This window comes from Plantactinospora sp. CA-294935, assembly GCF_050936445.1.
Classification (GTDB): Bacteria; Actinomycetota; Actinomycetes; order Mycobacteriales; family Micromonosporaceae; genus Plantactinospora.
This window is the reverse complement of sequence record NZ_JBNJMU010000001.1, coordinates 2,577,917-2,600,336: the sequence shown is the minus strand read 5'-3', so window position 1 is coordinate 2,600,336 and position 22,420 is coordinate 2,577,917. Positions and strand designations below refer to the sequence as shown.

General features: G+C 72.3%; 16 protein-coding genes and 1 pseudogene. 8 read left to right on the top strand and 9 right to left on the bottom strand.

Annotated elements, in window-relative coordinates:
- Positions 1–79 precede the first annotated feature (79 nt).
- Positions 80–844: pseudogene (locus ACQEVC_RS11635) on the bottom strand (hypothetical protein); the annotation flags it as partial.
- A 326-nt stretch (positions 845–1,170) separates the two neighbouring features.
- Between ACQEVC_RS11635 and acs the strand changes: the two are divergent.
- The gene (gene acs, locus ACQEVC_RS11630; RefSeq protein WP_432876175.1) at positions 1,171–3,135 is read left to right on the top strand and encodes an acetate--CoA ligase; all 1,965 of its coding nucleotides are present in this window, start codon (positions 1,171–1,173) and stop codon (positions 3,133–3,135) included.
- Between the two features lie 415 nt (positions 3,136–3,550).
- Entirely contained in the window at positions 3,551–5,863 is a 2,313-nt protein-coding gene (locus ACQEVC_RS11625; protein ID WP_432876173.1) for an immune inhibitor A domain-containing protein, read from the top strand.
- A 72-nt stretch (positions 5,864–5,935) separates the two neighbouring features.
- Here ACQEVC_RS11625 and ACQEVC_RS11620 read toward each other — a convergent pair whose 3' ends face one another.
- Complete coding sequence (locus ACQEVC_RS11620; RefSeq protein ID WP_432876171.1) at positions 5,936–7,102, bottom strand: C45 family autoproteolytic acyltransferase/hydolase; 1,167 nt, start codon at positions 7,100–7,102, stop codon at positions 5,936–5,938.
- A 310-nt stretch (positions 7,103–7,412) separates the two neighbouring features.
- On the opposite strand from ACQEVC_RS11620, the gene ACQEVC_RS11615 reads away from it, so the two are divergent.
- Entirely contained in the window at positions 7,413–8,354 is a 942-nt protein-coding gene (locus tag ACQEVC_RS11615; protein ID WP_432876169.1) for an alpha/beta fold hydrolase, read from the top strand.
- Positions 8,355–8,399: 45 nt separating this feature from the next.
- On the opposite strand, the gene ACQEVC_RS11610 is transcribed toward ACQEVC_RS11615, so the two are convergent.
- Together ACQEVC_RS11610 and ACQEVC_RS11605 are read right to left on the bottom strand one after the other, a co-directional pair.
- Positions 8,400–8,765 (bottom strand): hypothetical protein, encoded by a 366-nt coding sequence (locus tag ACQEVC_RS11610; protein ID WP_101368460.1) that lies wholly within the window; start codon positions 8,763–8,765, stop codon positions 8,400–8,402.
- The gene (locus ACQEVC_RS11605) at positions 8,762–11,881 is read right to left on the bottom strand and encodes an SseB family protein (RefSeq protein ID WP_432876167.1); all 3,120 of its coding nucleotides are present in this window, start codon (positions 11,879–11,881) and stop codon (positions 8,762–8,764) included. Before ACQEVC_RS11605 ends, ACQEVC_RS11610 begins: the two co-directional genes overlap by 4 nt.
- Before the next feature lie 183 nt (positions 11,882–12,064).
- Between ACQEVC_RS11605 and mycP the strand changes: the two genes are divergently transcribed.
- Positions 12,065–13,300, top strand: coding sequence for a type VII secretion-associated serine protease mycosin (gene mycP / locus ACQEVC_RS11600; protein ID WP_432876165.1), 1,236 nt, complete (start codon positions 12,065–12,067; stop codon positions 13,298–13,300).
- Positions 13,301–13,453: 153 nt separating this feature from the next.
- On the opposite strand, the gene ACQEVC_RS11595 is transcribed toward mycP, so the two are convergent.
- The 3 genes from ACQEVC_RS11595 to eccB form a co-directional block, all read right to left on the bottom strand.
- A complete protein-coding gene (locus ACQEVC_RS11595) occupies positions 13,454–13,747 on the bottom strand; it encodes a WXG100 family type VII secretion target (RefSeq protein ID WP_318398875.1) in 294 nt (97 codons plus the stop codon).
- Between the two features lie 24 nt (positions 13,748–13,771).
- Positions 13,772–14,092 (bottom strand): WXG100 family type VII secretion target, encoded by a 321-nt coding sequence (locus ACQEVC_RS11590; protein ID WP_318398876.1) that lies wholly within the window; start codon positions 14,090–14,092, stop codon positions 13,772–13,774.
- A gap of 255 nt (positions 14,093–14,347) precedes the next feature.
- Entirely contained in the window at positions 14,348–15,751 is a 1,404-nt protein-coding gene (gene eccB / locus ACQEVC_RS11585; RefSeq protein WP_432876162.1) for a type VII secretion protein EccB, read from the bottom strand.
- Between the two features lie 100 nt (positions 15,752–15,851).
- Between eccB and eccE the strand changes: the two genes are divergently transcribed.
- From eccE to rarD, 4 genes are all read left to right on the top strand, one after another.
- The gene (gene eccE, locus ACQEVC_RS11580) at positions 15,852–17,726 is read left to right on the top strand and encodes a type VII secretion protein EccE (protein WP_432876160.1); all 1,875 of its coding nucleotides are present in this window, start codon (positions 15,852–15,854) and stop codon (positions 17,724–17,726) included.
- An 86-nt stretch (positions 17,727–17,812) separates the two neighbouring features.
- Positions 17,813–18,199: a phage holin family protein gene (locus ACQEVC_RS11575; RefSeq protein WP_432876158.1), complete on the top strand. Its 387-nt coding sequence runs from the start codon at positions 17,813–17,815 to the stop codon at positions 18,197–18,199.
- 109 nt (positions 18,200–18,308) lie between these two features.
- A complete protein-coding gene (locus tag ACQEVC_RS11570; protein WP_432876156.1) occupies positions 18,309–18,863 on the top strand; it encodes a GNAT family N-acetyltransferase in 555 nt (184 codons plus the stop codon).
- Positions 18,860–19,792 carry an EamA family transporter RarD gene (rarD, locus tag ACQEVC_RS11565; RefSeq protein WP_432876154.1) on the top strand — a complete coding sequence of 311 codons (933 nt, stop codon included), beginning with the start codon at positions 18,860–18,862 and terminating at the stop codon, positions 19,790–19,792. Before ACQEVC_RS11570 ends, rarD begins: the two co-directional genes overlap by 4 nt.
- Before the next feature lie 128 nt (positions 19,793–19,920).
- Here the strand turns inward: rarD and ACQEVC_RS11560 are convergent, their stop codons facing one another.
- Together ACQEVC_RS11560 and ACQEVC_RS11555 are read right to left on the bottom strand one after the other, a co-directional pair.
- A complete protein-coding gene (locus tag ACQEVC_RS11560) occupies positions 19,921–21,096 on the bottom strand; it encodes a glycosyltransferase (protein WP_432876152.1) in 1,176 nt (391 codons plus the stop codon).
- The gene (locus ACQEVC_RS11555; RefSeq protein WP_432876150.1) at positions 21,093–22,151 is read right to left on the bottom strand and encodes a glycosyltransferase family 2 protein; all 1,059 of its coding nucleotides are present in this window, start codon (positions 22,149–22,151) and stop codon (positions 21,093–21,095) included. The genes ACQEVC_RS11560 and ACQEVC_RS11555 overlap by 4 nt, the downstream gene beginning before the upstream one ends.
- Between the last annotated feature and the right edge of the window lie 269 nt (positions 22,152–22,420).

Below are 22,420 nucleotides of genomic sequence, written 5' to 3'. Positions count from 1 at the left end.
GGTCGATCGGTCCCCGGCCGCCGGGACCCGATCCCGCAATCCCCGACCCGTTCGGCGTGGAGCCGCTGGGTGCCGGATTCGCCAGTACCTCCTCGCCGATCCCGGTCAGCCGCTCCGCGCCGACCTCCACCGCCGTCGCGTAGTGCCGGAGCCAGGAGCGGAGCCCGTCCGGGGTACCGGTGGCGAAGGCGCCGGCCGCGCCGACGTACTCCGGTTCGCGTTCCAGGTGCCCCAGGTCCACCGCGATCAGGCCGCGCGGGTCGAATCCGGTGGCGAGCAGCGTGAGCCGGGCGGCGGCCCGGGCCACCACCCCGGACGGGCCGGCGAAGGGCCGCAGCGCCAACAGCTCCCCGTGTACGACGGCAGCCAGCACCACCGGCGACACCGACGTCCCCCCGGCGACCAGCCCGGCCAGCCCGTCCAACCGGGCGCCCAGCGCAGTCGGCACGACAGACGCTTCGGCGGCGTACTCCGGGACGGGGCGGCCGAGCGCCTGCTCCGGCACCGTTCCCCGGGCGGCCAGGGTGTGCAGCCGGGCGAGCACCTGGCGGGGGGCCTTCGGCCACAGGTCGGCCAGCCCGGGCAGCGCTCCGGCGACCCGGAGGGCACCTTGCAGCACCGGATCGGTCACGGTGCCGGCGCGGACCGCCTCGCGCTCGTGCGCGTACCCCTCCAGCGCGGAGCTGGCCACCGCGGACCGCAGGCTGACCTCGGCCGCGACCTGGCCGCCGTGCCGGCGCAACGCGCGGTGCCGCAGCGCCTGGTCGACCCGCTCGCGGGCCCGGTCGACCGCGGGCGCGACGTCGGCGAGGTCCAGCAGCGGGGCGAGCGGGTCGGTGGCCATGCTGTCACCGTAGTTGCCGGCCCGGGCAGGCCAGCGCCGAGCGCCGGAACCGACGCCCGTCCAACGCTTCGGCGCTCTCCGGACGGAATCAGCCGGGCAGCCTCGACGCCTTCCGGACGGAATCAGCCGGACAGCCTCGGCGCTCTCCGGACGGAATCAGCCGGACAATCCGCCGGTGCCGGAACGTACGGTGACCGGCGAGCGCCGGAACGCCGCCATTCGGCGCGTCTGGTCGGGTGAGTGGTACGGACCCCTCGCCCCAGCTACCAGGCCCGATTAACCTCCTACCGAACGACACTGACGCGACGCCTGAGGAGCCATCCACCATGAGCGAGACTCTGGCAAACCTGTTGCAGGAGACCCGGCAGTTCCCGCCGCCGGCCGACCTTGCCGCCGCCGCCAACGTCACCGCGGACGCCTACGACGAGGCCGCCGGGGACCGGCTGGCGTTCTGGGCACGCCAGGCGGGCCGGCTGGACTGGTCGAAGGAGTGGGACCAGATCCTCGACTGGTCGAATCCGCCGTTCGCGAAGTGGTTCGTCGGCGGCAGGCTCAACGTCGCCTACAACTGCCTGGACCGGCACGTCGCCGCCGGGCACGGCGACCGGGTGGCGATCCACTGGGAGGGCGAGCCCGGCGACACCCGCACGATCACCTACGCCGACCTGCTGGCCATGACCAGCCAGGCGGCGAACGCGCTGACCGACCTCGGGGTCACCGCCGGTGACCGGGTGGCGATCTACCTCCCGATGATCCCGGAGGCGGCGGTCGCGATGCTCGCCTGCGCCCGGATCGGCGCCACCCACAGCGTGGTGTTCGGCGGCTTCTCCGCCGACGCGCTCACCAACCGGATCCAGGACGCCAGCGCCAAGGTCGTGATCACCGCCGACGGCGGGTTCCGCCGGGGCAAGCCGTCGGCGTTGAAGCCGACCGTCGACGAGGCGGTCGCCAAGTGCCCGACGATCGAGCGGGTGCTGGTGGTCCGGCGTACCGGGCAGGACGTGGCCTGGAGCGACAAGGACGTGTGGTGGCACGAGACGGTGGAGACCGCCTCGACCGAGCACACCGCCGAGGCGTTCGACGCCGAGCACCCGCTGTTCATCCTCTACACCAGCGGCACGACGGCGAAGCCGAAGGGCATCCTGCACACCTCCGGCGGCTACCTGACCCAGGTCGCCTACACCCACCACGCCGTCTTCGACCTGAAGCCGGAGAGCGACGTCTACTGGTGCACCGCCGACATCGGCTGGGTGACCGGGCACTCCTACATCGTGTACGGCCCGCTGGCCAACGGCGCCACCCAGCTCATGTACGAGGGCACCCCGGACACCCCGCACAAGGGCCGCTTCTGGGAGCTGGTGCAGAAGCACAAGGTGACGATCCTCTACACCGCCCCCACCCTGATCCGGACCATGATGAAGTGGGGCGACGACATCCCGAAGGGGTACGACCTCTCCTCGCTGCGGCTGCTCGGCAGCGTCGGCGAGCCGATCAACCCCGAGGCGTGGATCTGGTACCGGGAGAACATCGGCCGCGGCGCGTGCCCGGTCGTCGACACCTGGTGGCAGACCGAGACCGGGGCCATCATGATCTCCCCGCTGCCCGGGGTGACCTCGGCAAAGCCCGGCAGCGCGATGCGCCCGCTGCCGGGGATCAGCGCCGACGTGGTGGACGACCAGGCGCAGTCGGTGCCGGACGGTGGCGGCGGCTTCCTGGTGCTGCGCGAGCCGTGGCCGTCGATGCTGCGCACCATCTGGGGCGACGACGAGCGCTTCGTCGACACCTACTGGTCCCGCTTCGAGGGCCTCTACTTCGCCGGTGACGGGGCGAAGAAGGACGACGACGGCGACCTGTGGCTGCTCGGCCGGGTCGACGACGTGATGCTGGTGTCCGGGCACAACATCTCCACCACCGAGGTGGAGTCGGCGCTGGTCTCGCACCCGTCGGTCGCCGAGGCGGCGGTGGTCGGCGCCACCGACCCGACCACCGGGCAGGCGATCGTCGCCTTCACCATCCCGCGCGGCTCGGTCGACACCGAGGGCAACGCGGGCGAGGCGCTCATCGCCGAGCTGCGCGAGCACGTCTCGAAGACCCTCGGCCCGATCGCCAAGCCCCGGCAGATCATGCTGGTCGCGGAGCTGCCGAAGACCCGGTCCGGGAAGATCATGCGCCGGCTGCTGCGCGACGTGGCCGAGAACCGCTCGCTCGGTGACGTCACCACGTTGCAGGACTCCTCGGTGATGGACCTGATCTCGTCCGGGATGCGTTCCGGCAAGTCCGACGAGGACTGAGGCGCGTCACCCGGACCGGCGACGTCCGCCGCACGGCCCGAACCAGCACACCCCCGCACGACGGGCGGACCCGCTCCGGGTCCGCCCGTCGTCGTGCCCGCCGCAGGTGGTCGGGCCGGTCAGGGGGTACGGGCGGGTGCGCGACTCCGGCGCCATTTACCCGGTTGCCGGCGCCGGGACGTGACACGAACGGTCGGGGTTCCTGCCGTAGCCGAATCGTGACATTCCTATGTCCGAAAATAGGTGACCGTTGGAATGCTTTCGCCCTGATTAGACGTAGATCTGACTACCCCGACGAGCCGTCTCCGACCCGTGACAGCGTTCGGTCCATCTGCAATGGTGATGGTCGCGTCTGATGACAGTGCCCGCCAGGAGCCGGCCTGTCCTGTAACACTTCCACAAAGGAGGAGGACCTTTGAGGAGACGAGTCACAGCCGGTCTGGCGGGTGCCACGGCCGCGCTGTTGGCCGCCGGTGCGGTCGCCGTGCCGGCGTACGCCGCTCCGGCGGCGCCTGCCCCGGCGGACCGGGAACCCCAGGGTGCGGCCCACCGGGCCGACAACCTGCCCGACCCGCTCGCCGAGGAGCACCAGCAGGTCCGCAGGGAGGCCATCTCCGCCCTGCTCTCCGGCAAGGCCAAGCTGCAGACCCGCAACGGGTCGAAGGTCATCCAGGTCAAGGCTGACCGGTTCGTCGAATACCAGCAGCCCCCGAAGACGGACCCGATCTTCAGCATCCTGGTCGAGTTCGGCAACCAGAAGGACCCGCGTACCGGCGGTACGGACGGCCCGCTGCACAACCAGATCAAGCAGCCGGACCGCGTCTACGACGGCGGCGCGACCGACGACAACAGCACCATCTGGCGGGCCGACTACAACCGCCAGTCGTACCTGGACCTCTTCTACGCCAAGGGCAAGGAGTCGATGGCCGACTTCTACCTGAAGCAGTCGGGCGGCCGGTACACCGTCGGCGGCGACGTCAGCGACTGGGTCCAGGTGCCGTTCAACGAGGCCCGGTACGGCAGCAACGAGATCGCCGAGCGGGACGGCTACTGGAACTTCGTCAAGGACACCGCCACCGCCTGGTACGAGTCGCAGGTCGCGGCGGGCAAGACCCAGGAGCAGATCAAGCAGTACCTCGCCCAGTTCGACGTCTGGGACCGGTACGACCACGACGGCGACGGCGACTTCAACGAGGCCGACGGCTACGTCGACCACTTCCAGGCGGTGCACGCCGGTGAGGGCGAGGAAGCCGGCGGCGGCGCGCAAGGCGCGGACGCGATCTGGTCGCACCGCTGGTCGGCCTTCACCGACCTGGCCGGCTCGGCCGGGCCGGAGTTCAACAAGGCCGGTGGCGTACAGATCGGCGACACCGGGCTCTGGATCCGCGACTACACCACGGAGCCGGAGAACGGTGGCCTGGGCGTCTTCGCCCACGAGTACGGCCACGACCTCGGCCTGCCCGACCTGTACGACACGCAGGGCGGCGACAACGGCGTCGGGTTCTGGAGCCTGATGGCCTCCGGCTCCTGGCTCAACCACGGCAAGCAGGACATCGGCACCACGCCCGGTTACATGGACCCCTGGTCCAAGCTCTACCTGGGCTGGCTGAACTACTCGACCGTGGACTGGGACAGCGGCACCACGTACGCCACCCTCGGGGCGGCCGGCGACACCGACGGCCTCGCCCAGGCGATCGTGGTCAACCTGCCCGGGCAGGAGGTCACCATCCCCTACAACACTCCGTTCGCGGGCGAGCGCGAGTGGTGGGGCGGCACCGGTGACAACCTGAACAACACGCTGACCCGGGAACTCGACCTCAGCGGCGCCACCAGCGCCGCGGTCAACGCCAAGGCGTGGTACGAGATCGAGGAGAACTTCGACTACCTCTTCGCGGAGGTGTCGACGGACGGCGGGGCCACCTGGGCCAAGCTGACCAACCCGCAGATCGAGCCGGGCGAGAGTGGCATCGACGGTTCCACGAACGACGAGTGGGTCGACCTGAACTACGACCTCTCGGCGTACCTGGGCAAGACGGTGCAGTTCCGTTACCGCTACCAGAGCGACAACGGCACCAACCTCGCCGGTGCGTTCTTCGACAACATCTCGCTGGTCAAGAACGGCACGCCGGTCTGGACCGACGGGGCGGAGACCGAGCAGCCGGAGTGGACCGCCCGCGGCTTCACCCGGTCCGTCGGCTCGGTCACCGAACTGCGCCCGCGCTTCTACATCGCCGAGTACCGGACCTACTACGGGTACGACAAGACCCTGGAGACCGGTCCGTACAACTTCGGCTGGCAGAACTCGAAGCCGGACTGGGTGGAGCGGTTCAAGAACCCGCAGGGCCTGCTCGTCTGGTACGTGAACTACGCGTACGAGGACAACGACACCATCGTCCACCCGGGCTTCGGCCTGAACCTGCCGGTCGACGTCCGGCCCGGCCCGATCACGGTGCCCGGGGTCGGCAACGTCACCAACCGGCGCAGCAGCTACGACGCCACGTTCAGCCGGTTCGCCAAGCCGGCGCAGACGTTCCACCTCAACGGGGTGGCGACCACGGTGCCGAAGCTGAACCCGGTGACGGTCTTCAACGACTCGGACCCGAACCGGTACTGGACGGTGCAGAACCCGATGAACTCGGTCAAGGTCGCCGGCACCGGCACCAAGATCGAGCTACTGCTGGAGAACCGCCTGATCAGCGACCTGGCGATCATCAAGATCACCAACTGATCGGAGTACCACGGTCGGGGCCGGAAGCGCAGTCGGCGCTTCCGGCCCCGCTCGCGTCCACGGTGACGGCGGTCAGCCGGCGGCCAGGTCGAGCCAGCCGTACCGGTGCTCGCACGGGGGCCCGGCCGCGATGCCGAACCGCCGGTCGTCCAGGTCCAGCAACACCGAGTAGACCGTCTCGGAGCGCTCGGCCAACGGCATCCGTTCGTCGACGTGCCGGCAGATGCCGTGCGGAAAGCTCGCGTGGTCGCGGAAGAGCGCCGCGAGGTCGCCCTCGCCGACCTTGCCGACCGCCGCCTTCGGCGCCAGCAGCCGCCTGGCCCGGGCCGACCGGAACAGGGACGAACCGCCCCAGTCCTTCATCGCGTCGTGGACCGGCAGCCCCGTCTCCAGATGGTTGGCGTGCGTGAGGTACCCGTCCACCGGGTGCAGCCAGCCGGCGTCGCCGGGCACCAGTTCGAGGTCGATCAGCTCGCCGCCGGCCTCCGCGACCTGGCCGAGCAGCAGGTTGATCGAGCTGTTCCGGGTACCCCGGACGGCGGCCTTCAGCGCCTCGGCCAGGCTCTCCGCCTCCAGCGCCGCCCGCAGCAGCACGTGGTAGGGCACGCCGGGCTCGACCCCGGGGCCGGGCAGCCCGTCCCGGTCACAGCCGAGCATGTTCACGCAGACGCCGACCCCGGCCGAGTTCAGCCCGGTCTTGGCGACCATGCCCGCCTCGGTCAGGGTCAGCACGGTCAGCCCGCGCTCGTCCCGGGTGGCCAGCAGCAGCATCACGTCGCGCTGGTCGGGGTGCCAGTCCCAGTTCTGCCCGAGCAGCAGGTGACCGTTGCCGGTGTGGGTGCCGAGCACCCCGACGGCGGTACAGCCGCCGGCATCGGCGTCCGGCGGGGCGGCGGACCCGCCGTCCCGGTGCCGGCCGTAGATCAGCTCGGTACGCGCGTTCAGCGCGTAGACCTGCTCGACCCGGACCCCGGCCCCCTCGGCCACCCCGTCCAGCAGCTCGGCGACCCGGGGATGGTGCCGCCGGGTGGCCTCCCGGAACGCCCGCCCGGCGACGGTCACCGCCGCCTCGCCCCACCCGCCCTCCTCGCGGAACCGGCGCAGGTAGAACTCCAGGTTGGCGGTGATCAGGTCCCGGGCCGCGGCACCGTACCCGGCACCGCACTCGGCCGGTGTGCCCTGCACCCGGATCAGCGGGACCGGCAGGTCGGAATGGTCGAGCCGACGGGCGGAAGTCATCCCCGCACGCTAACCGGATCACCCGGTCGGCGTCACCGGCGTTCCTGATCCCCTAGTCGTTCCTGATCCCCTAGTCATGACCACCCCAGACCGGCCCGGGCGGCCCGGGAAATTCCCGGACGATCCCCTGATCCGTAGGTTGCGCCGGATCCGTCCCGCGCCGGTGGCCCTAGGCTGTGGACATGAGGGAGCGAACCGGCCAGGTCAGCGAGGAGCGGCGAAGCGAGCGCAGCCGGCTGTGTCCCGACTCTCGGGGCACCGTGAAGTCGTGGGAAGTCGCCGGGCCCGCCGGCACACCGGGGGAGGCCGCATGAGCGAGCGCGGCGGCGGCCGCAGGTCCGTCGTCGACGAGTCCTGCGTACTGGTGGACGGGCCGTGGACGCACCGCTTCGTCGGCGCCAACGGCAGCCGGTTCCACGTCGTCGAGGCCGGCAGCGGGCCGCTGGTGCTGTTCCTGCACGGCTTCCCCGAGTTCTGGTGGGCCTGGCACGAGATGTTGCCGGCGGTCGCCGACGCCGGCTACCGGGCGGTCGCGGTCGACCTGCGCGGTTACGGCGCCAGCGACAAGCCGCCCCGGGGGTACGACGGCTACACCCTCGCCGCCGACGTGGCCGGACTGATCCGGGCCCTCGGCGAACGCTCGGCGGTGCTGGTCGGCTCGGGCGCCGGCGGCATGATCGGCTGGACCGCCGCCTCCTTCCACCCCAGCCTGGTCCGCCGGCTGGTGGTGCTCGCGGCACCGCATCCGCTGCGGCTGCGCGCCGGCATCTTCGCCGACCCGCGCGGCCAGTTCGCGGCGGCCACCCCGACGCTGAAGTTCCAGATCCCCCGGTACGAGCACGTGCTGACCCGGGACGACGCGGCGCTGGTCGGCTACTTCCTGCAACGCTGGGGCGGACCGCACTGGGTGCGGAGCCCCGGCTTCGCCGACTATGCGGAGCGCTGCCGGCAGGCGATGCGGATTCCGCAGGCCGCGTTCTGCGCGATGGAGGGCTACCGCTGGGCGTTCCGGTCAGTGCTGCGCCTGCACGGCTACCGGTTCGTCAAGCTGATGCAGAAGCCGCTGGTCACCCCGACCCTGCAACTGCACGGCGCGCTGGATCAGGCGTCGCTGCCGCGTACCGCCCAGGGCTCCAGCCGCTACGTGGTGGCCCCGTACGAGTGGCGGCTGCTCGACAACGTCGGCCACTTCCCGCACGTCGAGGCGACCGACCTGGTGCTGGGCGAGGTGCTGCGCTGGGCCAAGTCGTGACCGCCGTCCCGCCCGGGGAGCCGGCCGGCCGTCGGCGAGAGCAGGTCAGGCGCGGTTCTCCCGCAGGTCGGTGACCTCGGCCGCCGGTGCCCAGCCCTGGTAGACGCCGAAGTCGAACGCCTCCAGCCCCATCGCCTCGGCGACCGGCCAACGTCCGCCGGTGTATTCCACCCGCAGCCAGTTGTCGTGCTGGGCGAGCACGATAAACGGCTGGCCCTGCCACGAACACCTGGTCCGGACGTAGACCAGCTCGCCGACCTCGGCCGCGGCCACCACCCGGACGTACCGGCCGGGCCGGACCTCCTCGAAGCCCTCGCCCGGTTCCGCCTGGTAGAGGCGCACGTCGTCACCGGCCGGGCTGGCCTCGTACTCCCGGCCGCGCCACTGGGCCACGTAACCGTCGCGCATCAGCCCTCCTCGGCCCGGCGCCAGACGGGTACGTCGCAGTCCAGCGTCGCCACCAGCCGCTCGGTGCCGTCGAGACCGATCCGGTGGAGCTGCGCGCCGTGCGGCAGCCGTACACTGTCCACCTTGAACTCGGCCACCACGTCACTGCTCTCGCCCGGCGCGAACCCGTTGCCCCGGAACGGCGGCCGCTCGATCACCCAGCCCTCCATCGCCCGCATGGCGGCCTCGTTCTGGCCGCCGTACGGGATCCGGTAGAGGCTGGGCCGGTACGCCGGCCAGCGGAGCACGTAGATCTCCTCGGCGTCCCGGTCGAAGGGTGAACCGGGATAGTGCAGGCCGAGCGCGGCGTAGAACTTCGCCGGGGTACGCAGGTGGGCGACCTCGGACGCCCGGTGCACGAAGCCCGACACCCGGTCGTAGCCCCGGTCGAGATAGTAGGAGAGCTGGCTGGGGGCGATGGTCTTCTGCATCATCGTCGGCCGCCCCGGATCGTCCCGAGCCGGCGCGTACGCCGGCCGGGGCGCCTCCTCCTCGGCGGGCGCCTGCGGCGCCGGCTCACCGGTGTCGTCGCCGAGGCCCACCTCGGCGGCCCAGTTCGCCAACGCGACGATCTGCCCACCCGGAAGTTTGGCGCCGACCGGCGTGCCCGGGTTCACCGCGAACGAATAGTTGTCGTCCGGCCACCGCCGGATCAACTGGGCGAACTTGACCTCGACGGTGTCGATGGTCTCCGGCAGGTGGTCGCCGAGCCGCTCCGGGGAGGTGAACACCACCACGTAGCGCTCCCCGTCCAGCAGCTCGGTACGCCACTCGAAGCCGTCGTCACCGGGTCGGGCGCCCGGAGCCGAGTTGAACGCCACCGGCAGCAGCACCCTGGCGAGCAGCAGCGTGGAGAGGAACGTGTCGGTGCTGCCGTCACCGGCCGCGTCGAGCAGGCTCCGCTCGACCTCGTTGGCCGGTACGAAGTCCGACGGCAGCCGGCGGGCGGGCACCGGATCGGCACCGGCCTGCGGCTCGGCGGCGAGCGGTCCGGTCGTACCCCGGTCGGCGGTCGGCGGCCGGCCACCGGCCGGAATCGGCTCGGTCGGGGCCGCCCCGGGGCCGAACTGCTCGGTGACCGACGGATCGTTCGCAAACCGCTCGGTCGGCTGGGAACCACCGGCGAGCTGCTCGCTGACGGATCGACCACCGGCGAACTGCTCGGTGACGGACGGGCCGGCGGTGAACTGCTCGGTGGGTGTCCGGGCGGCGGCGGACGGGGCGGCGGTGAACTGCTCGGTGGGTGTCGGGGCGGCGCCGAAGCTCTGGGTGGGCAGCGAGCCCATCGTCAGGGACTCCGTCGCGAACGACCGGCCGGAGAACGATTGGGTGAGACCCGTACCGGTGAGGATCTGTTCGGTGGGACGAGCCTCGGCGGGTTCCGGATCGGCGGATGCCCGGCTGGCGGGAACCGGATCGGTGCCGGGCCGTCCGGAACCGGCCAGCTCGTAGGCCGTCGTCGGACCCTCGGCGGTCGCGCCGGACCACGACTCGCCAGCCTCGGACGACGACTCACCGGCTTCGGACCACGGCCCACCAGCCTCGGACGGCGAGTCACCGGCCGGACGTCGAGAAACCGGGGTGAACAGTGACGGCTCGGAGCGCGCGACCGGTGGCGTCCAGGCCTCCGGGGCCGGGACCTCCGACGGCGGCGTCCACGGGGCGACGGGCGTGCCGGGCCGCTCCTCCGGCGTCCGGGTCTCGACCGGCTCGGCGGGTCGGTCGACCTGCTGGCCGGCGGGCCCGTGCCAGGCCGGTGGCGGGTTGCCCGGCGCACCGCCGGACGGTGGCGCGGACACCGAGGACGCCGGACCAGCCGACCCCTGCACGGCTGCCGAACTGCCGTTCGCCGTGTTCGCCGAGGTGGGTCGGGTCGGACCCGCTGGCGTCATCCAGCCCGCCGAGGTGTCCTCCGAGATCTGGCTGCCGAAGTCTCCGCCCAGCCCGCCCCGGGCCGGCGTCGGCGCGATCACCGGCACCGTGGCCGGGGTGCCGCTAGGCGGGGCCGCGGCCGGTTCCGGAGACGACGGGAACGCTGTCGGTTCGCCGGTCGGCGGCACCGCCGGAGCCCGGTCGCCGGTCGGCGGCACCATCGGGGCCTGCTCGTCGGACGACTCGACCGACCGGGACGACTCGACCGACCGGGACGACTCGGCCGCCTCCCAGGACGGCTCGGCCGGCCGGAACGGCTGCGCCGGTGGCTCCGGCTCCATCGACCGGAACGACTCGGCCGCCTCCCGCGACGCCCCCGGCGATCGCAGCGGCAGCCCCCGTGAGTCCGGGTCCGCCGCCCGGAAGGGATCGGCATCCGCCGCCCGGAAGACGTCGGCATCCGCCGCCCGGAAGGCATCGGCACCCGTCGGCCGGAACGGCTCGGCATCCGTGGGCCGGAAGGCGTCGGCATCCGTGGGCCGGAACGGCTCGGCATCCCCCGCCCGGAAGGCGTCGGCATCCGTGGGCCGGAAGACATCGACGGACTCCCGCAACTCCCCAGGCGAGCGCGAGGGCAGCCCGTCCGGGTCGGTCGGCCGGTGCGGCAGCCCGTCCGGGTCGGTCGACCGGAACGCCCCGGCCGGTTCGGGCTCCGCCCTCGGCCCGTCCGGCGGGCGACGCGGTACGGCGGCCGTGGCCCGGGCTCGGGCGGCCCGCTCGACCTGCTCCAGCCGCGCCCGGGCGCCCATGCTGCGGCCGGGCAGCCGTACGTCACCCCGGGAGAGCTGGGAGACGAACCAGGCCGGCAGGTAACCCTCGATCGGCAGCCCGGGGTTCACCGCGAGCCACCACTCCGGGTTGGGCCATCCGGTGGCCAGTTCGGGATAGGGCGCCCGCCGGGTCGATCCGGCGTTCTCGGCGAGACACGCGCGCAGCGCGGCGGTGGACGTGAATGCGAGTACGTGCGTCCGGCCACCGGTGGTCCAGGTGCCCCAGCCCATCGGCGCACGACCGGCGAGCGCCTCGGCGGAGACCGGCAACAGAAGATCGGCGCGGGCGAGAATACGGAAATAGAGTTCCTGGTCGCCCGCCCGCAGTGCGTCCCGCATCGCGGCCTCGGTCTCGGTGGCTGGCTCCCATTCGGTCACGGCCACCTCCCTCTCGCCGAACAGGCCACAAGCATCGCGTACAACCTACAAGGTGGGGACCGGATCACAATGGTTGGCTGGCGGTGGATGCCGTCCGCGGCGATCCACCGATAGCATCCGGTGGGCGGAGCCGGACCGTTGATCCGGCCCGATGACGGACCGAACCGATTTCGGAGGCGACCGATGCGTGGCCGGACAATACGACTCACGCTGGTTGGCGCCATCACCGTGCTGGCGGTCCCGCCGATCGCCGCCGGTCCGGTCACGGCGGCGGCGCTCGCCCCGCCGGTCGCCCAGCGGACCCTGCCCGGCTGTGACAACAACACCCCACCCGCCCAGCCCATCACCACCCTGCCGTGGGCGCAACAGCGGTACGCCCCGGAGCGGCTGGCACCGCTGGCCACCGGGTCCGGTGTGACGGTCGCCGTGATCGATTCCGGCGTCGACAAGACGCACCCGCAGATGAGAGGGCGGATACTGCCGGGGCGGGACTTCCTCGACCCGGGCCTCGACGGGACGCGGGACTGCGTCCGGCACGGCACCGGCGTGGCCAGCATCATCGCGGCCACTCCCCGGGAGGGGACCCCATTCCGGGGGCTCGCACCCCAGGCCAAGATCCTTCCGGTACGGGTGAGCGAGAAGAAGGTGATCGAGGGCAAGGAGAACGGCGAAAGCGTAACCGTCGGGACATTTGCGCAGTCGATCCGCTGGGCGGTCGACAACGGTGCAGACGTGATCAACCTCTCGGTCGTGTACTACCAGGACAACCCGGAACTCAAGCGGGCGGTGGAGTACGCCCTGGAGAAGGACGTCGTGATCGTCGCCGCCGCCGGCAACCTGTACGCGGACAAGAACCCGAAGCCGTACCCGACGTCGTACGACGGGGTGATCGGGGTGGGCTCGGTCGGCGAGGACGGGCTGGTCTCCCCCTTCTCCCAGCGCGGCGACTACGTGGACCTGGTCGCCCCCGGTGGCAACGTCGTGGTCGCGGTGCCGGAGCGTGGGCATGTGCTGGACAACGGCACCAGTTTCGCCACCCCGTTCGTGACCGCCACCGTGGCGCTGATCCGGCAGTACTGGCCCAATCTGAACGCGCGGCAGGTGGCGCAACGCCTGATCGCCACCACCGATCCGGTGCCGGGCTCCGACCGGAACGCCTACGGGGCCGGGATGCTCAACCCGTACCGGGCGGTCACCGACACGGCGGCGCCGGCCCGGCGCCCCGAGGCGGCCGGGCTGCCACCCCACCAGGTCGACCCGGCGGAGGTGGCCCAGGCCGAGCGGCGCTCGGAGAGCCAGGAGCGGGCCCTCTGGGTGGCCGGCCTCGCCGGCACCGTCGCGCTGGTGGCGCTGCTGCTCGCCGTGGTACTGCCCCGGGGTGCCCGCCGCGGCTGGCGCCCCGCCGGCCCGACGCCCTAGCCCTCGGGGTACCGCCGGCACCGGGAGGGTGGTACAGCCGGCCACGGAGCCGCTGTCGCAGCGTGAACTGGAGGTCCTGGAGCGCAAGCAGATGCCCCGGGTGCGGCACGGATCGCGCGGCAGCCCGGGGCAGTCTGGGTGGTACGGAAGGCCTTACTGGAACAGGCCGGTGTTCTTCTTCTCGGTGCTGAGGTAGTCCGCGGCGGACTCGTCCAGCGCCATCTTGATGTCACGCAGCATGTTGGACATGTCCTGCGCACCCTGACGCCACTTGGTCTGGCGCTGGAAGTACGCCTGCTGCGCGTCACCCTCCCAGGTGTTGACGAGCGGCGCGGCGTCCGACTCGAGCTGGTCGAGCTGCGAGTCGAGCGTGTTCAGCGCCTTCTGAATGTCCGCGCTGGCCTGCTGCAACGCGGCAAAATTGACGACAAGAAGGCCGTCACTCATCGGATCTTCCCTCCCCGGTCCAAATCAGAGCGGCAGCGTCATGCCGCCGGCGTTGGTGGCGTTCATCCGGCTCGACGCCTCGGTGTCGGACGCGTCGTACTGCTGGCCGGAGGTACGGATCGCAGTCGCGGTCTCGCGCAGCGCGCGGTGGATCTGCTCCTGGTTCTGCGACCACTGCTGCTTGACCTGCTCGAACGACCGGCCACCAGCACCACGCCACGCGCTCTGCAGCACCTCAAGCTGACCCATCAGGCTGCTCAGCATGCTCTGCAGCGACTGGTCGACCGACTCGAACTTCGTGGCGGTCTGTTCCATCACCGCGGCTTCTGCCTGCGTCTGGGACACCCCCGAAGTCACCCCGCTCCCTTAACTCGTCGTCAACCCGGAGCGCCCACTGTGGACTCCCCGGCTCGTGTCCGCTCCCCCGACGGGTCACGGCACAACTTGGCAATTACTTCCGTAGCCGACGGTAGCGGGCCGGGGCAAGCCTTGGATACCCCTTCGGGCCACCCCGTGGACAAACCCGTACCGCAATGAACCGGACCGGCGGCTACCCACGGTCACCGATATTCTCTCCCACCAGCGCATTTTCCCGCTCGCCTATTGCACGCCGGCCCGGTCGCGGGCCTTCTCGGGATCCAGCGCCGGCCCGTCCGGAATGAGCGTGACCAGGATGCTCGGCATCCGTACCCGCTTGGCGGCGGCGTAGCCGAGGTTGCCCAGCACCTCGCCGCTGGTCACCGGATGCCGCCGTCCCTGGTCGGTGACGACCGAGATGGCACCGCCGGTGGCACCGGGCGCGGCAGCCGCCTCGACCACCACACCCCGGCCGGGCTCCAGCACCACCTGGTCGGCGAGCGCACCGCCTCGGCCCGACTGTGCCGAGGTCGCGGGCGGATCGGGGATCCCGGACATGTCGGCGCCGATCCGGATGCCCTGCACGCCACGGTCGTCCGGCACGTCGCCGCAGACCACGCCGCCCTCCGCGGTCGCCATCTCGGGCGTGTCCGCCGGTGCCGCCGCGTCGTTGCCGGGCACCAGGTCGCCCTTCTTCGGCAGTGCGCCGTACTGGCCCTGGGAGAGCCGGGTGGCGTCGCCCTGCTTCACCGCGTCTTTGGTCAGCAGGATGTTGGCCTGCACCTCGGTGATGTTGTAGAGGCCGTCCCGCCTGGCCACCGCGTACTGGCCGTCGCCGCCCTGCCGCTCGACCAGGAAGACCTCACCGATCTTCGCGCCGTCCACGGCGTCGGACGGCTCGCCCGCGTCGGGAATCCGGATCTCGCCCAGGTCCGCCCCGGCGGGCAGGGCGTTGAGCAGAGCCGGTGCCACCGCCACCTGCCGCTGGCTGCCCCACAGGGCGCCGACCACCAGCTCGGGATTCTGGATCAGGTGCCGGCGGTTGTGCCAGATCAGGAAGAGCTGGCCGTTGGGATGCTCCGCCAGCAGTCCCTCGTCGCCCAGCTCCTGACCGCCGGGCGCCGCCCTGCCGATCAGCAGCGTCGACTGCGGCTGCCCGCCACCGCCACCCGTACGCGGCTCGGAACAGATCGTCCAGCCGCCGGAGACCAGCCGGTTGCTCGGGGCCAGCGACTCCGGCAGGTCGCGGATGCCCAGCGTCACACCGCGCGGCTGGCCCTCCAGCGACTTGCGCGACACCGACACCGTCTTCGGGGCGGGCTGGCCGACGATGAGCAGCGCCGAGGCGTAGTTGAGCACCGGATGCAGGGTCTGGGTGTCGCTGATGTAGACGTACTGCGCGCCGGACTCCTTCTCGACGATCACCACCGAGGAGTCCTTCCACTTGGTGGCACCGCCGCCGACGAAGACCCCGTAGACCACCGAACCGCCGATCCCGATCAGCGCGATCAGCACACTGGCCAGGGTGGCGCCGGCCGCCCGCCGGAACGGCGACTGCGCGGGATCGGTCTCCCGCATCACCAGCGCGCCCACCACCCGCTGGACCATGAACTGGTAGGAGTGCAACTGATCCTGCCGCGACGGCATGCGGGCCCCCTCTCCGGTTGTCCGGCCCATACGATAGGCCCCTGAGCGAATTGCGGGGGGCGGGCCCACGGCCTACGCCCATCCAGGGGAGGCTATCGCGGTGACGCTAACTGCGGCAGACAACCGGACCCGGCCCACCGGCACCCCGGGCAGCCGGATCGACCGGTCGCCACCGGCGCCACTGCCGGCATCGTCCACTCCGACCCGGTCCGGCCTGTTCGGCGTACGGGCGGGGCAGATCGTGGCCATCCAGGTGGCGTTGGCGCTCGTGCTCGCCGCCGCCAGTCAGGGCCCACTGCTGCTCGTCGGGGCGGCGCTGCTCGCCGTCGCCCTGGTGCTGCTGACCTGGATCCGGATGCGCCGGCGCTGGCTGTTCGAGTGGATCGCCATCGGGATGCGCTACTCCGCCCGGCAGCGGACGCTGCCGCAGGCCGCGCCGCCGGAGGCCCTGCTCGACCTGGTCAACCCCGGTGCCGTGGTGCTGCCGGTCGACCTCGCCGGCGACGCCGCCTGCATGGTCAGCGACGCCTACGGCCTGACCGCCGTACTCGAACTCGGTGACCAGGTCGGCATGCTCGCCGACACTCCGCAGGCGCTGCTCTCCCCGGCCAGTCTGCTGCCGGCGGCGAGCGCGGAGACCCCGCCGATGCGGGTGCAACTGGTGCTGACCGGTGCTCCGGCGCCGACGCTGGGCGCGGGCACCGGTACGCCGGCCACGTCGTACCGGCAGCTCACCGACGGGCGGCTGCTCGGGCACGAGCGGGCCCTGCTCGCCGTCCGGGTGCTGCGCGCCGACGGCTGGACCGACGAGGACCTGCGCCGTGCGCTCTCCAGCGCGGTACGCAAGGTGCGCCGCCGGCTCGCCCCGGTGCCGACCCGGGTGCTCGGCGAGCGCGCCGCGCTCGGCGTACTCGCGGAGATCGTGCACCACGACGGCGCGCAACCGGCTCGGGAGAACTGGCAGGGCGTCAGCCTGGGCGGGCTGTTGCAGACCACCTTCCGGCTGCGCCGCTGGCCGGACCTGCGGACCGAGACCGGGCGCCGCTTCATCCCCCGGCTGCTGGCGCTGCCGGCGACCGCGACCACGGTCTCGGTGAGCGCCGGCCCGTGGGCGGGCGGCGGCATCGACAGCATCCGGGTGGACGTCACCGTACGGCTGGCCGCCGACACCCCCCAGGCGCTCGGCACCGCCGTCCAGGCGCTGCGCCGCCTGCTCTCCGCCGAGCACGCCGTGGCCCGGCGGCTGGACGGCGAGCAGCTCGACGGCGTCGCCGCCACCCTGCCGCTCGGGGTGCTGGGTGCCGGCCCGACCGCCCCGGCACCGGCCACCACCCTGCCGGCCTCCTCTGTGGACTCGCTCGACCTGCCGATCGGTCTGGCCGGGCTGATGCTCGGCGCCAACCGGCACGGCGCGGCGGTGGTCGCCCGGCTGTTCCGGGCCGAGACCACCCGGGTGGTGCTGATCGGCGGCGTACGCGCGGCGCAGCTCGTCGCGCTGCGGGCGATGGCGCTCGGTGCCCGGATCGTGGTGCAGACCGCCAGGCCGCGCGCCTGGGAGCCGTTCGTCCGCGGGGCCAGCGGGCCGGGCGCGCCGATCGCGATGATCCCGCCCGGTCGGCCGGTGGGCGGCCCGCCCGGCACCCAACTGCACCCGCTGCTGGTGGTGGTCGACGTCGGCCCGGTGGCGGCCGACTCGCAGCCGGGGCCGGGCTGGCAGACCAGCCTGGTCGTACGCGACGAGCTGGCCCCGGTCGACGTCGACGCCGTCTCCCGGGCCGACCTGGTGGTGTTGCAGCCACTCCGGCCGCACGAGGCCCAACTGGCCGGCGTGGCGCTCGGGCTCGGCGACTCGGCGGACTGGCTGACCCGGATCCGGGCCGACATGGTCGGGGTGATCAACCGTCGGGTGCTGCGCTGGGCGCTGCTCTCGGCCACCCCGATCGAGGCCCAACTGATCGGTCCGCCGGCCCGGTAGCCACGCTCGGGGCGAGGACCGCCGGATGTGATCCGGCCAGGGTTTGATCTGGGCGGATTTGGGATCACGTGGCACTATCTGCGGGCATGGGTTTCCTGAAAGGGCTTCTCGTCCGGCTCGCCGGCACCGCCCTGGCCTTCTGGCTCGCCACGCTGATCATCCCGGGGATCACCCTGGACACCGACTCGATCGGCGGGGCGGTGAGCACGCTGGTCCTGGTGGCGATCATCTTCGGGGTGGTCAACGGCGTACTCCAGCCGATCATCAAGACCCTCGGCTGCGGGCTCTACCTGCTCACCCTCGGCCTGATCGCACTGGTGGTGAACGCGCTGCTGTTCCTGCTCACCAGCGCCATCGCCGGCGGGCTCGGCCTGCCGTTCGAGGTCGACGGGTTCTGGCCGGCGGCGGTGCTCGGCGCACTGTTCGTGAGCCTGGTCACCTGGCTGCTCGGCCTGCTGATGGACCGGGACTGAGCCGTCCACCTCGGGACGGCGCCGACCGTCGGCCGGCCCGGGGCGGACGCCGACCACTGGTCGGGAATTGGCTCGGGCCGACCGGGCGGGGCGGGGATAGCGTCGCGGCGTGCTGACTGTGACACGAGACGACGGGTACGAGCTCTGCACCGATCCCCGGCGGGTGGAGGTCGACCGGGTGCACCAATGGCTCGCCACCGACGCGTACTGGGCGCTCGGCCGGCCCCGTGAGGTCCTGCTCCGGGCGATCGACGGCTCGACCGTCTACGGGGTGTACGCCCCGGGCGACGGCCGTCAGGTGGCGTTCGCCCGGGTGGTGACCGACGGGGCGACCTTCGGTTGGCTCTGCGACGTCTACGTCGACCCGGCCGCCCGGGGTCGGGGGCTGGCCCGCTGGATCGTGCGTACCGTCCGGGAGGATCTGGGCCGGCTGGGCGTACGCCGGATCCTGCTCGCCACCTGGGACGCGCACGGCGTGTACGCCGAGGTCGGCTTCACCCCGCTGGCCAACCCCACGCAGTGGATGGAGCTGATGCTGCGACCGCTGCCGCCCGAGGCGGACGGCGCCGGTGCCGGGTCGGTCGGCGGTCCCGGCCCCGATCCGGTGAGACCGCTCACTGGAAAGGACTCTGGTCCGAGTCAGCCCCTTACGGTAGAGCGATGAACCAGGTGCGGCGCGGATACCTCTACGGGCTCGGCGCGTACACCCTGTGGGGGTTCTTTCCGCTCTACATCCGGCTGCTGAAACCGGCCGGGCCGATCGAGATCCTGGCCCACCGGGTGGTCTGGTCGATGGTCTTCGTCGCGCTGCTGCTCGCGGTGGCCCGCAACTGGGGCTTCCTGCGCGCGCTGCGGCACCGCCCGGGCAAACTCGCCGGGATTGGGTTAGCCGCCGCGCTGATCGCGGTCAACTGGGGCACCTACATCTACGGCGTCAACTCGGAACGGGTCGTCGAGACCGCGCTGGGCTACTTCATCAACCCGCTCGTCGTCGTCCTGCTCGGGGTCACCGTGCTGCGCGAGCGGCTGCGCGTCGGCCAGTGGGTGGCGCTCGGCATCGGCGGCATCGCGGTCGCGGTGCTGACCGTCGACTACGGCCGGCTGCCCTATCTGGCGCTCACCCTGGCGGCGAGCTTCGGCGGGTACAGCCTGGTGAAGAAGCGGCTCGGGCTGCCGGCCGCCGAGGGCATGTTCATCGAGTCCGCGGCGCTCACCCTGCCGGCGCTCGGCTATCTGGGCTGGCTCACCTGGCACGCCGAGTCGAGCTTCGGTCAGGTCTCCGCCGGGCACACCGCCCTGCTGATGCTGGCCGGCGCGGCCACCGCCATCCCGCTGCTGATGTTCGCGGGTGCGGCGAACCGGCTCCCGCTGACCGCGCTCGGCATGTTGCAGTACCTGGCGCCGATCCTCCAGCTCGGCTTCGGCGTACTCGTCTTCCACGAGCCGATGCCTCCGGCCCGGCTGGCCGGCTTCGGGCTGGTCTGGCTGGCCCTGGTGGTCTTCACGGTGGACGGGATCCGCAACGTCCGGCGGTCCCGTACCGCGCTGCTCTCCGCCACCCCGGAGCCCGCGGCGGCCACCGCCGTCCGCTGACCGCGGCTACCCGGTCTGCCTGGCGGCCACGCCGGCAACGGCCCGCCGACCCGGCTGCGGGCTACGGGCCCGCCGACCCGGTGCGGGCGACGCGGTGCGGGCTACGGGCCCGCCGACCCGGCTGCGGGCTACGCCGGCAACCGCACCCGGTCCGGCCTGCCGGGGCGGCCGGCGGCCACCGACTCGTACAGCTCTTCGAGCAGCCGGGTCTGCTTGTGCAGGTCGAAATGCTCGGTCACGAACCGGCGGGCCTGGTCGCCGAGCCGGGTCCGCAGGTCGTCGTCGGCGAGGAGCTGCCGGATGTTGCCGGCCAGCGCCGCCCGGTCGCCCTCGGCGCCGAGCAGACCCGTCTCGCCCGGCAGCACCGCCTCCGGAATTCCACTGTGGTAGGTCGAGACCGTCGGCAGGCCCAGGCTGGCCGCCTCCAGGATCGTCGTCGGCAGGCCCTCGGCGTCCCCGTCCGCGGCCGTCTTGGACGGCGAGACGAAGACCTTCGACTCGGCCAGGTGGCGGGCGACCGCCGACGGCTCCTGTGCACCCAGGAACGTCGCGTCCAGGCCGAGGGCGGCGGCCCGCTCCCGGATCGGCCACTCCAGCGGGCCGGAGCCGATCAGCAGCACCCGGGGCCGCCGGTCGGTCAGCGTGCCGAGCGCCTCGACGAGGTCGTCGACGCCCTTCTTCTCGACGAACCGGCCGACGAAGACCACGTCCCAGTGCTTCGGCACGTCCGGCACCTCGGCCGGGATCGGTACCCCGGTGTGGTGCACCCGGACCTTCGCCGGGTCCGCACCGGCCGCGATCGCCTTCTCCCGGATGAACCCGCTGACGGCCAGGATCAGCGCGGCCCGGTCGAACGCCTGGCGCAGGTTGCGCCGGTAGCGCACGCCGCGCAGGCCCGGCGCGTGCGGCTGCCGCGTGACGTCGTAGCCGTGCACGGTCACCACCAGCGGCACCCCGAGTTGTGCGGCCGTGCGGCTGATCAGCCAGCCGTCGTTGCCGAAGTGCGCGTGCACCACCGCCGGCCGCAGGCCGGCCAGCAGCCGCCGCAGCCTCGGTGACTCGCCGGTCAGCCGAAGCCGCAGGAAGGCCCGCCGGTCCGGTCCACCGTCCGGAAAGGCGATCACGTCGGTGTCGGCGGCCAGCGGCGAGCCGACCCGGGTGGCGCCGAGGAACCTCGGCCGCCAGCGGGGCAGCGCGAGGCCCTGGTTGCGGATGAACGTCTCGGATCCGGCGAGCAGGCCGCTGCGCCAGATCACCACGGTCGGCGCCGGGCCGGTCGTACCGGGCAGGGACGGCGTGCTCACGCGCCGATCTCGCTCGGCCTGCCGGAGTCGCCGGAGACCCGCCGGGTCGGGCCGACCGGCTGCGGGGCGTCGGTGCTGGCGGCCGGGCCGGACCGGGACGCCGGGGCCGCCGCGCGGCTGGCGCCCGGCCTGCGCAGGATCCGGTCCCGCAGGGTACGCCGCAACTGCGGCGGGATCAGCCAGATCTGCCCGAACGCCAGGTAGTCGAAGATCCCCGGCTGACCGTGCCGACGCGCCTCGCGCAGCAGGGTGCGGAACGCCGACGCGCTCCGGGTCGGCGCCGCCATCGAGCTGATCACACTCATCGTGAGTGCAGCGTACGCCCGGCGGGTGAGCAGCGGTCGGCTCCGCTGGAGCCACTCGAACTGCTCCTCCCAGACCGTGTCGAAGGTGATCCGGGGCCGGTCCTCGTCCTGGTGCCAGATCACCAGCGGCTCGGCGGCGTAGACGAGGTCGACGTCGGCGTGGCTCAACGCCCGGAACGTCCAGTCGAGTTCCTGGAGGCGGCGCAGGCCGACGGTGAATGGCACCCGGCGCAGCAGCTCGGTCGGGGCCAGGATGGTCGAGGTCTGGATGAAACCGTCGCCGTGGAACAGCCCGCGCCGCACCGTGAGGTACTCGGTCAGCGGCTCGCCGACCGCCGGCAGCCGGCGCGGCATCACGAACTCGGCCCGGGGCGTCCGGTTCAGCAGTCGGCAGGCCACGATCGGCATCGCCACCCGGGCGCCCTCCGCCAGCTCCAACTGCACGGCGAGCTTGGTCGGCAGCCACTCGTCGTCATCGTCGAGCAAGGCCGTCCAGCCGGCCCGCGCCGCACCGACCCCGACGTTGCGGGCGTTCGGCGCCCCACCCGACTCGGGCAGCACGATCACCCGGAGCCGGTCGTCGCCGAGTCCCGCCAGCGCGTCCCGGGTCGCGTCGTCCGGCCCGTCCACCACGACGACGACCTCGAGATCGGTCACGGTCTGCGCCAGTACGCTGCGGACCGCCCGGGTCACCAGGTCCGGCCGACCGCGGGTGGGGATCACGACGCTGACGTCAGGTGTGGAGGACATGGGACCCGCTAACTCGTCGAGGATCTCTGTCGGGCAATACCGGACGTGAACGTTATTTGGCGAGCGGGATGCGCAGGTTAATTCAAAGCGGAGAATGCGCGTACATTGGTCGGGCGGCAGCCGACCGTACGGTGTCGGGGCCGCCAGGCGGGGCGTCGGCGAATTGGGTGAACACGAAATGAACAGCGACCCTGGAGTGCCGGGACGGGTTGTTGACGTACACTCTCCGTCGATTCGGTACGGGCCCGGGTAATCGGATAGGTGAATTC

Coding starts and splice junctions, on each gene's coding strand:
- ACQEVC_RS11555 (WP_432876150.1), bottom strand. CDS start 22,151: ATGTCCTCCACACCTGACGTCAGCGTCGTGATCCCCACCCGCGGTCGG.
- acs (WP_432876175.1), top strand. CDS start 1,171: ATGAGCGAGACTCTGGCAAACCTGTTGCAGGAGACCCGGCAGTTCCCG.
- rarD (WP_432876154.1), top strand. CDS start 18,860: ATGAACCAGGTGCGGCGCGGATACCTCTACGGGCTCGGCGCGTACACC.
- eccB (WP_432876162.1), bottom strand. CDS start 15,751: ATGCCGTCGCGGCAGGATCAGTTGCACTCCTACCAGTTCATGGTCCAG.
- mycP (WP_432876165.1), top strand. CDS start 12,065: ATGCGTGGCCGGACAATACGACTCACGCTGGTTGGCGCCATCACCGTG.
- ACQEVC_RS11615 (WP_432876169.1), top strand. CDS start 7,413: ATGAGCGAGCGCGGCGGCGGCCGCAGGTCCGTCGTCGACGAGTCCTGC.
- ACQEVC_RS11575 (WP_432876158.1), top strand. CDS start 17,813: ATGGGTTTCCTGAAAGGGCTTCTCGTCCGGCTCGCCGGCACCGCCCTG.
- ACQEVC_RS11595 (WP_318398875.1), bottom strand. CDS start 13,747: ATGAGTGACGGCCTTCTTGTCGTCAATTTTGCCGCGTTGCAGCAGGCC.
- ACQEVC_RS11620 (WP_432876171.1), bottom strand. CDS start 7,102: ATGACTTCCGCCCGTCGGCTCGACCATTCCGACCTGCCGGTCCCGCTG.